We start from the raw sequence: 9,968 nt of genomic DNA, 5'->3' as shown, positions 1-9,968 counted from the left end.
GCTCGGACACCCCGATCGACGCGGTGTCCGAGCTGTCCGCGTCCGTCGACTGGCTGGGCGGGGGAGGCCAGGGGACCGGTCAGGGCATCCGACTCACGCTGGATGACGCCCTCGGGGCCGCGGCCGCCCGCGCCGGCCGCGTGGGGGACGAGGCGTTCCGCGTGACCGTGTCCGCCGACGGGGTCGAGATCCGCGGTGCGAGTCCGCTCGGAGTCTTCCGGGGCGCCACCGTGCTGCGGCAGCTGCGCGACCCCGACGCCCCTGCGCAGGCCGAGGTGCTGCTTCCGGCCGGTGTGTGGGAGGGGGCGCCGGCGTACGGCTGGCGCGGCGTCATGCTCGACGTGGCGCGGCACTTCCGCCCGGTCGACGACGTGCGGCGTCTGATCGACCTGCTGGCGCTGCACCACCTGAACATCCTGCAGCTGCACCTCACCGACGATCAGGGCTGGCGGTTCGAAGTGCCCGGCTACCCGCGGTTGACGGAGGTCGGCGCGCGACGGGAGGCCACCCAGCGCGGGCACGGGCCCGAGGCCACGGTCGAGCCCGGCGTGCACGAGGGCTTCTACACGACGGACGAGCTGCGCGACCTCGTCCGTTATGCGGCGGAGCGCGGCGTGACCCTGGTGCCGGAGGTCGAGCTGCCCGGGCACATCCAGGCCGCGCTGGCCGCGTACCCCGAGCTCGGCAACACCGATGTGGGCGTGCCGGCGAGCGGCCCGTGGGAGCGGTTCGGCGTGAACGCGCGTACGCTCGCCCCGACGGAAGCGGCGTTGGCCTTCGGCCGTGCGGCGATCGATGCCCTCTGCGACGTGTTCGACGCGGAGTGGATCGGGATCGGCGGGGACGAGGTGCCCGTGACGGAGTGGGCGCAGAGCGAGGCGGCAGCGGAGCGGATGCGCGCGCTGGGCCTGGCGACGCCGCATGACGTGCAGCCCTGGTTCACCGCGCACTTCGTGGCGCACGTGCGCGCGCGGGGTCGCACGGCGCTCGCGTGGGACGAGGTGCTGGAGGGCGAGGTGCCGGAGGGCGTGCGCATCCTCGCGTGGCGCGGACCCGTCGCGATGCGGGAGGCACTGAGCCGCGGGATCCCCGTGGTGGCGTGCCCCGACCTGGAGGTCTACCTCGACTATCCGCAGTCGGAGTCGCCCGAGGAGCCGATCAGGGTGGGACCCCCGCTGCCGCTCGCCCGCGCGTACTCGCTCCGGATCGAGGACGGTGCGGTGGGCGGTCAGGCGAACGTGTGGAGCGAGCACCTGCCCAGCCGGGACCGCGTGGACTTCGCGATGTTCCCGCGGCTCGCCGCGATCGCCGAGCGGCTGTGGGAGGGCGGGGAGCCGCGGCCGTTCGCGGACTTCATGCGGCGGCTTCCGACGCATCTGCGTCGCCTGGCGGCGGCGGGGGTGCGGTATCGTCCGCTGGATGGCCCGTCCCCGGATCAGCGCCGCCCCGGCGTTCCGGGAAAGCCGCTGACGGTGGAGGCGCGCGAGGCCATCGTCGCGGGGCTGGTGGAGCGGCTCCTGGACGGTTCTGCGGCACGGGCCCGCGCGGCTCGAAAGTAATGTAACGTTTCGGTAACCCTGGCCGCGGCCCCGCGGGCAGAGGTTGCGCAATTTTTGTTCGTAAGGTCTACTAACAAACATGTCCGTTTCGGATGATCAGCGCCCCGCGGCGACGACAGACTTCGTCGCCGCGAACGCGCACGCCTTCGGGCCCGCGCGGCACCTGCGCTCGCGAACCAAGGTGCTCCCCGAGCACGCCCGCGGACACAACCGCGCCCTCGTGCTGCAGACGCTGTACCACTCCGGAGCGATGAGCCGCGCCGACCTCTCCCGGGAGACCGGACTGACCCGGGTCACGATCTCCGACCTCGTCGCGGAGTTCATCGCCGACGGCATCGTGATCGAGATGGGCGTCCGCGAGGCGGTGGGTCCGGGGAAGCCGCCGATCCTCATCGACATCGACCGCGCCGGGCACCAGATCGTCGGCCTCGACCTGTCGGGTCCGAACGCCTTCGAGGGAGCCGTGCTGAGCCTCGACGGCGACGTGCTGGAGCGCCGCCAGGTGCCTCGCCCGGAGCGCCCGGACGGGGAGGCCGCCTACGCCGCGCTCCGCGAGCTCGCACAGAGCCTCGTCGACGCCGCCACGCGCCCCGTGCTCGGCGTCGGCATCGGCACGCCGGGCGTCGTGCGACCGGACGGTCTGGTGCTGAGCTCGCCCAACCTCGGCTGGACCGACTTCCCGCTCGAGGCGAAGCTCGGCGCCGAGCTCGACCTGCCCGTCCTCGCGCGCAACGACGCGAACGCCGCTGTCCTCGCGGAATACACCTTCGGCGAGGCGAAGGCCGACTTCATGCTCATCAAGATCGGCCGAGGCGTGGGTGCCGGCCTCATCACGGGCAGCCAGCCGCTGCTGGGCAGTCGCTTCGCCGCGGGGGAGATCGGGCACGTGGTCGTCGGCACCGATGGCGGCCCGCGCTGCGCCTGCGGCAAGATCGGCTGCCTGGAGGCCTGGCTCAGCGTCAGCCGGATGCGGGAGGCCCTCGACGCCGACCCCTCGGCGCGCGAGGACATCCTGCGCGACGCCGGCACGCGCATGGCCATCGCCATCGCCCCGATCGTCGCCGCGCTCGACCTGTCCGAGGTCGTCCTCTCCGGCCCGGCGGAACTGCTCGACGGCACGCTGATCGACGCCGCGGTCGAGACCCTGCACGCGCGCACCCTGGAGGGCGTGTTCGAAGACGTGATGGTGCGGCTCACGCATCAGGACGACATCGTGCTCCGCGGAGCCGCGGTCATGGTGCTCTCCGGGCAGCTGGGGGTGTCGTGACCTCCGCGACCACGACCGAGACCGGCATCCGATGACCGGAATCGCTGCCGCCGACCTGCCCGGTCGGCCGATTCGTGTTGGCCTGGATGTCGGCGGAACCAAGATCGACGCCGTCGCCGTCGACCCCGCCGGTGAGATCCTCGGACGCCTGCGCCGCGCCACGGGCTGGGGCGAGGACGCCGTCGTCGACAGCATCGTGTCGACCGTCGTCGCCCTCGCCGATGAGACCGGGGTCCCGCTGTCGGCCGTCGGGTCCGTCGGTGTGGGCATCCCCGGGCTGGTCGATGCGGACGCGGGGCGCGTCGTGCACGCCGTCAACCTCGGGGTCGAGTCGCTCGACCTGGCCGACCGGGCGGAGCGAGCGCTCGGCGTGCCGTTCCGCGTCGAGAACGACGTGAAGGCGGCGGCGCTCGGAGCCGCCGTGCTCAGCGGCGTGAGCGGTTCGATGGCGTACCTGAACCTCGGCACCGGTGTGGCCGCGGGCATCGTCGTGGACGGTCGCATCTGGCGAGGATCGCGCGGGACCGCCGGCGAGGTCGGTCACATCTCGGTCGACCCGCACGGACGCCTGTGCGGGTGCGGACAGCGCGGTTGCGTGGAGACGTTCTGCGGCGGCGGCGCACTCGCCAAGGCCTGGGGTCGACCCGGCGCGCTGCCGGTCAGGGACATCTTCGACGCCGCCGATGCCGGCGACCCGCTGGCGCTCGCGCTGCGTGACGACCTCTTCTTCGGCGCGGCCGCCGCGGTCCGCGTGCTGGTGCTGTCGGCCGACGTCGAGACGGTGGTGATCGGGGGCGGCCTCACGGCCATGGGAAGCCGCCTCGACGAAGGCATCAGGGCTGCACTGCACGCCGGCGCCGAGGCGTCACCGTTCGCGAGGTCTCTGCGCCTGGATGAGAGAATCGAACTGCTCCCCGCGGGTTCCCCCGCCGCCGCACTCGGCGCCGCTCTGGTGGGCGCATCCATTTCTGAGAAGGAGATCGTTCCGCATGGCTGAGGTCGTCATCGTCGAGAGTCCCGAGGCCGCCGGTGCGCTGGTCGCCACCGAGATCGTGGAGCTGATCGACCGTCGTCCGGACGCCGTCCTCGGCCTGGCCACGGGCTCCACGCCGCTGCCGGTCTACCAGGCCCTGCGCGCGCAGCTCGCCGGGCGCGACGTCTCCCGGGTGCGCGGCTTCGCCCTCGACGAGTACGTCGGCATCGACCCCGCCCACCCCGAGAGCTACCGCTCCGTGATCACCCGCGAGGTCGTCGAGCCCCTGGGCCTCGACCCGCAGCGCATCCACGTGCCCAACGGCGCGGAGGCGACCATCCAGCACGCGGGTGAGGACTACGAGGCCGCGATCCAGGAGGCGGGCGGCGTCGACCTGCAGATCCTCGGCATCGGCACCGACGGGCACATCGGCTTCAACGAGCCCGGCTCCTCCTTCGCGTCGCGCACCCGGGTGAAGACCCTCACCGAGCAGACGCGCGAGGACAACGCCCGCTTCTTCGACTCGATCGACGATGTCCCCATGCACTGCATCACGCAGGGTCTGGGCACGATCCTGCAGGCCAGGCACCTCGTGCTCCTCGCGTTCGGCGAGGGCAAGGCGGAGGCGGTCGCCGGAGCGGTCGAGGGTCCGCTGACGGCCCTGCTGCCCGGCTCGGCGATCCAGCTCCACCCGCATGCGACGATCGTGGTCGACGAGGCGGCGGCCTCCCGGCTGCAGCTCGCCGACTACTACCGGTACACGTTCGCGAACAAGCCGGCCTGGCAGGGGATCTGACCCCGACTCACCGGGTCGCGGCCGGCCAGGCGAGGGGGAGCAGGTGCTCCACGCTCAGCGGCGCCAGCGGCAGCGTCTCCGCGTCTTCCGGGGTGATCCATCGCAGCTCCGCGAGCTCGGCCTGCACCCGTACCCCGGCCGGATCGATCGCTGCGGTGAAGGCATCGGCGACGACCCGGTGACCCGGTTCGTTCGCGGCGGCGGACACGAACCGTCCGAGCGGACGGAGGTCGCTCTCGCGCAGCGCCACGCCGAGTTCCTCGTGCAGTTCGCGGATGAGCGTCTGCGCGGCGCTCTCGCCGGGCTCCGGCTTGCCTCCGGGCTGCATGAACCTGGTCGTGCCGTGCTTGCGGACCACCAGCACGCGGCCCTGGTCGTCGACGATCACCGCCGCGCTCACGTGGATGTCAGGCATCGGGGACGAACACCTTCCCTGGGTTGAGGATCCCGAGCGGATCGAAGACGGCGGCGATCTCGCGCTGCAGCCGCCACTGGTCGTCGCCGAGCTCCTCCGCAAGCCAGCGCCGCTTGAGCACCCCGATGCCGTGCTCGCCCGTGAGCGTGCCACCCAGGCGGATCGCCGCGCGGAACAGCTCATCGGCGGCGGCCCAGACGTGTGCCGGGGTCTCGGGTCCCTCGAACACGAAGTTCGGGTGCAGATTGCCGTCCCCCGCGTGCGCGACCGTGGGGATCACGAGACCGTACTCGCGCTCGATGCGGGCGATCTCGTCGAACATCGCCGGCATGGCGCTCCGCGGCACGGAGACGTCTTCGATCAGGGTGGTGCCGAGGGAGGCCATCGCGGCGTGCATGGACCGGCGGATCGCAAGCAGCCGCTCGCCCTCCGCGCGATCGTGCGACACCTCGGTGACGCCGTCGTTGGCGCGCAGGATGGCGTCGATCGCGTCGGCCTCGGCGGCCGCCGCAGGCCCGTCGGTCTGGATGGTCAGCTGCGCCGTGCCGGGCGTCGGCGCCGGCAGGCCGAGCAGAGCGTGCACGGCCGCGAGGCTCGGGGCGTCCATGAGCTCCATGATCGCGGGCTGCACCCCGGCGGCGGTCACGGCGGCTGAGGCGGCGGCCGCGGCGCGGACACCGGGGAACAGAGCCGTCACGGTGCAGCTCTCGCCGGGGACGAGCCGCCGGAGCTTGAGCGTCGCGCCGACCACGACGCCGAGGATGCCCTCCGAACCCACGACGAGAGCCGTCAGGTCGAGGCCCGTGACGCCCTTGACGCTGCGATGCCCCAGGTGCAGAAGCCGCCCGTCGGCCAGTACGAGGTCGACGCCGAGGACGGCATCCCGCACGACGCCGTACTTCGCGCAGAGCAGTCCTCCCGCGCCCGTGGCGATGTTGCCGCCGACCGTCGAGATGTCGCGGCTCGCGGGGTCGGGTGCCCACCACAGGCCGAAGGACGCGAGGTGGGCATTGAGCTCGGCGTTGAGGATGCCGGGCTCGACCACGGCCAGCAGATCGTCGGGGCGGACCTCGTGGATCGCCGTCATGCGTCGCAGCGACAGCACGATCTCACCCTCGCCCGCGTTGGCCGCCCCGGCGAGGCCCGTGCCGGCGCCGCGGACCACCACGGGCGTGCGCGTCGCCGAGGCGATGCGCAGGGTCTCCTGCACGTGCTCCACGCGCTCGGCATGCACGATCGCCAGCGGGCGCCCCGCGGCGGCATGGCCGGAGCGGTCGGAGCGCGCCCGTTCGAGCGCGTCCTCGTCGGTGTCGACGAGCGCGCCGAGCGCCTGCTGCAGCAGCGGGACGACGCTCACGACGGGATGCTCACGACGGCGAGTTCACGTCAGGGCGCGGCGACCGCTGAGAACACCGGCGACCACGGCGACGAGGGCGAAGGCGGTGCCGATCAGGGCCTGGCCCATGGACCACCACGCGATCGTCACGCCCACATAGATGAGCAGTTCGACCAGCGCACGCAGGAACGGGTGCACGCGCAGCACGGGGCGGGGCGACAGGAACAGTGCCCACAGCAGCAGGGCCGTGACCGGCGCGCCGATGCCGATCACGATGTTCCACGGCAGGTCCCAGCTCGCGAAGCCCCACAGGGCGAGAGAGGCGATCGCCGCGATCAGGACGACGACGCGCACGAGGTCGAGCGCGGTCAGCGCCTGACGTTCGACGCCGGGGACGGGGGCGGGATCCGGAGTCATGACTCCAGTCTATTCGGCGATCGTCGAGCCCTCTGCCGCCGCAGCGACGGGCTCGGAGAGGGTCGCGACGGCCTCGACGGGAGCCGGTGCAGCCTCGGCCGGTGCAGCCTCGACCGGGGCCTCAACCGACGCGGGCTCGACGGGGGCCGGTGCGGGCTCGACGGGGGCCGGAGCGGGCTCGGCCGGAGCGGGCTCCGCGTCAGCCGGTGCCGGAGCGGACGCTGTCTCGTCGGGGACGACGGCCGCATCCGCCGCGGCCGTCGTGTCGCCGACGGGCGCGGTGTCCTCGGCGGGCTGCTCCGGGACGACGGGCGTCTCGAGCGCGAGGGACAGCAGCGTGGTGTCTGTCGAGGCCCCCGGTCCGTCCGGGAACACGTAGCGGAAGGTGACCGTGGTGGTGTCCGCGTTCCACAGCTGACGCGCGGTCGGGCGGAGATCGATGGTCCCCGTGCCGGCATCATCCAGCGTGATGCTGTCGCCGCCACCGGTGGCGCCGTCGATCAGCGCCTCCACCTGGAGACCCGGGGCTCCGGAGACGGGCACCGTGTAGTGCAGCTGGATCCCGGTGAAGGAGAAGGTCGCGGCGCTCCACTGCGGCCCTTCCGTCGGCTTCGCGGGCTCGACCGGGTCCGTGGGATCGGTCGGGTCCGTGGGATCGGTCGGGTCCGAGGGGTCGGTCGGATCTGTCGGGTCGGTGGGGTCGGTCGGATCTGTCGGGTCGGTGGGGTCGGTCGGGTCCACCTGCTCGGGCGGCGCGATCGGTGCGACGGGTTGCGCCGACGGGACGACGACCGTGCCGGACTGCTCGGTCGGCTGCGGTGTCGGCACCTCGGCGGCCGGAGGAGCGGGAGGTTCCTCCGCGGGCGCCTCGATCACGATGGGCTCGTCGAGCCCGAGCGACGTGTCGGGCGCGATGTCGGTCGTGATCGAGGAGTCGCCGTCCGCGGCGCTCGGGAGCGACGTCGCGGGGCTGGCGCCGGCGAGACCGGGAACGATCGCGGCAGCGGTGACGACCCCGGCGACCACCAGTGCGGCCGACCCCGCGCCGACCAGCGCTCCCATGCCCGTGAACGCCCCTCCGGTGCTCGCGCTTCCACCGCCGGCGCTGCTGCCTCCCGCGGAGCCGGACCCACCGGACGCGCCGGAACCGGACGCGGCGACACCCGTTGCCGCGTGCCCCGCCCCGCCATCGCCGACCAGCACGCCGCCGGCGATGCTCGACGGCATGGCCGCCATCGCGACGATCGGAGCGCCACCGCCCTGCAGGGTCGCGAGGTAGCCACCGGCACCCGCGACGCCGAGCACCAGCGGCAGCATGACGAGCGCGAGGCGCATCGAGACGTCTTTGGCCTCGGCGGCGACGATCATGCAGCGCGCGCACTCGTCGAGGTGAAGTTCGAGGCGCTTGTGGTCACGCGTGCCGAGGTTGCCGCGGGAGTACGCGCCGAGGTGCTCGATCGTCCACTGGCAGTCCGACCCGGGGGTCGCGCTGCGCAGGTGCGCCTGGATCCACGCCTCGCGCAGACCCTCGCGCGCGCGGAACGCGAGCTGGGAGACGGCGCCCGCCTTCATGCCGAGCAGCGGTGCGACCTCCTGCGGCTTCATCTGCTCGATCTCGGTGTACCAGAGCACTTCCTGCCAGCGCGAGGGAAGGCTGCGGAATGCCTGCGCCGTCAGGCTGCGGTCGAGCGCCTCGTTGGAGGCGTTCTCGGTGCTGCTCGGGTCGGCCACCGTGTCGAGCTCGTCGATCGCGGTCTCGCGGCGCGAGCGTCCCCACGCGGCGGCGGTGTTGCGGATGCTCGTGAACAGGTAGGCGCGGAACGACCCGTTGGGCCCACCGCCCTTGGCGATCGCCTGGTAGATGCGGGTGTACGCCTCCTGCACCAGATCGTCCGGGTCGATCGACGAGGTCACTGATCGTGCGACGGCGATGCCGGACGGGTAGTGACGCTTCCAGAGTTCGCCGAACGCCGTCGTGTCGCCGGAGCGGGTGCGGAGGATCAGGTCGGCATCGCCGATGGGCTCGTCAGGTGTGGTGTTCTCTCGGTGCACAATCATCCATCTGTCCCGGGGCGCGGATCGGCCCTCAGGGGAAGAGACGCGCGAGCGCGCGTCTTATTACGCGGTACGACGATTGTCCCGCGAAAGTCCTGATAAGGCCACCCCTTCGTGCTCTGTTCGAAGGAGATCCATCGGGTTCTGTCATTCGGCATCCAGCCCCGAAAACTTTTTCCGAAGTCGCGTAATGAACTGGAGATCGCTTCGTCTCATCCCGTAGAGACAGCCATGCGAACTCCACCGGGGGGCGGAGTTCAGGCTCTGATGCGGGGGGTTCTGCATCAGGGGAAGGGTCGAGGTCCTCGGGGGAGGAGCCCTCGGCCCCGCCCGCTCGACACGGGAGGGAACGGGCCGCCGATCTGGGGAGAACGGCGGCCCACCATCCCGCTCTACGGGAGAGACAGCCGCCGATCTGGGGAGTCCGGCGGGTGTCACGACCTGTTCGATCGGAGGCCGCAGCGCTGCGCGTCGCGCGGAGTGCTGTCCTTCTAGGCGGACAGTGCGTGGCCCGTCCAGACCCGCGCGACGCGCAGCCTCGCATCGAGCAGCACGGCGTCGCCGAGCATGCCCGCGCGCAGCGCGCCGAGACGCGTGTGCCGTCCGACGGCCCTCGCCGGTGTCTCGGTGAGCGCGCGCACCGCCTCGGTCAGGGGCACCCCCGCGCGTACGGCGCGCTGCAGTGCCACATCCTGCGTGAGCGTCGACCCGGCGATCGAGCCCGTGTCGTCGGCGCGCGCCACCCCGTCGAGGACCGTCACGCGAACGGCGCCGAGGTCGTACTGCCCGTCGGCGCTGCCCGCGGCGGCCATGGCGTCGGTGATCAGCGCGACCCTGGTCGGCGCCGCGTCGAACACGAGCTTCACGACAGCGGGGTCGAGGTGGATGTCGTCCGCGATCGCCTCGAGGATCACCCGGTGATCGGCGGCCGCGGCGAGCACGGGGCCAGGGGCGCGGTGGTGGATGCCGTTCATCGCGTTGAACGCGTGGGTGAGGATCGACGCTCCCGCCTCGAACGCCGCGATCGCCATGTCGGCGTCGGCGTCGGTGTGCCCCACGGCGGCCGCTGCGCCGGAGGCGACGATCTGCCGCACGGCGTCCAGCCCTCCCGGCAGCTCCGGCGCGATCGTCACCTGGCGCACGGTGCCGC

The 9,968-nt window shown here is 72.6% G+C and carries 9 protein-coding genes; 4 read left to right on the top strand and 5 right to left on the bottom strand.

The features are described 5' to 3' along the window. The 4 genes from DW299_RS04860 to nagB all read left to right on the top strand — a co-directional run. Positions 1-1,559: beta-N-acetylhexosaminidase (locus DW299_RS04860; protein ID WP_168443080.1), on the top strand; the 1,559-nt coding region annotated here is incomplete at its 5' end. A 79-nt stretch (positions 1,560-1,638) separates the two neighbouring features. Beyond that, positions 1,639-2,826, top strand: a complete 1,188-nt coding sequence (locus DW299_RS04855; protein WP_136030992.1) for an ROK family transcriptional regulator — start codon at positions 1,639-1,641, stop codon at positions 2,824-2,826. A 31-nt stretch (positions 2,827-2,857) separates the two neighbouring features. Further along, on the top strand, positions 2,858-3,823 hold the full coding sequence (locus DW299_RS04850) for an ROK family protein (RefSeq protein WP_205814326.1): 966 nt from the start codon (positions 2,858-2,860) through the stop codon (positions 3,821-3,823). Continuing rightward, on the top strand, positions 3,816-4,595 hold the full coding sequence (nagB, locus tag DW299_RS04845) for a glucosamine-6-phosphate deaminase (RefSeq protein ID WP_136030990.1): 780 nt from the start codon (positions 3,816-3,818) through the stop codon (positions 4,593-4,595). Before DW299_RS04850 ends, nagB begins: the two co-directional genes overlap by 8 nt. 7 nt (positions 4,596-4,602) lie before the next feature. On the opposite strand, the gene DW299_RS04840 is transcribed toward nagB, so the two are convergent. The 5 genes from DW299_RS04840 to DW299_RS04820 all read right to left on the bottom strand — a co-directional run. Next, positions 4,603-5,010, bottom strand: a complete 408-nt coding sequence (locus DW299_RS04840) for an NUDIX hydrolase (protein ID WP_136030988.1) — start codon at positions 5,008-5,010, stop codon at positions 4,603-4,605. After that, entirely contained in the window at positions 5,003-6,367 is a 1,365-nt protein-coding gene (locus DW299_RS04835) for an FAD-binding oxidoreductase (RefSeq protein WP_136035899.1), read from the bottom strand. Before DW299_RS04835 ends, DW299_RS04840 begins: the two co-directional genes overlap by 8 nt. Positions 6,368-6,391: 24 nt before the next feature. Beyond that, a complete protein-coding gene (locus DW299_RS04830) occupies positions 6,392-6,763 on the bottom strand; it encodes a YrdB family protein (protein ID WP_136030984.1) in 372 nt (123 codons plus the stop codon). A 9-nt stretch (positions 6,764-6,772) separates the two neighbouring features. Continuing rightward, positions 6,773-8,821, bottom strand: coding sequence for a sigma-70 family RNA polymerase sigma factor (locus DW299_RS04825; RefSeq protein WP_136035898.1), 2,049 nt, complete (start codon positions 8,819-8,821; stop codon positions 6,773-6,775). Between the two features lie 488 nt (positions 8,822-9,309). After that, a partial coding sequence (locus tag DW299_RS04820) for an amidohydrolase family protein (RefSeq protein WP_168443079.1) occupies positions 9,310-9,968 on the bottom strand: 659 nt, incomplete at its 5' end.

Source organism: Microbacterium sp. K35 (genome assembly GCF_004794375.1).
Taxonomy (GTDB): domain Bacteria; phylum Actinomycetota; class Actinomycetes; order Actinomycetales; family Microbacteriaceae; genus Microbacterium; species Microbacterium sufflavum.
This window is presented reverse-complemented; position numbering and strand designations above follow the sequence as displayed.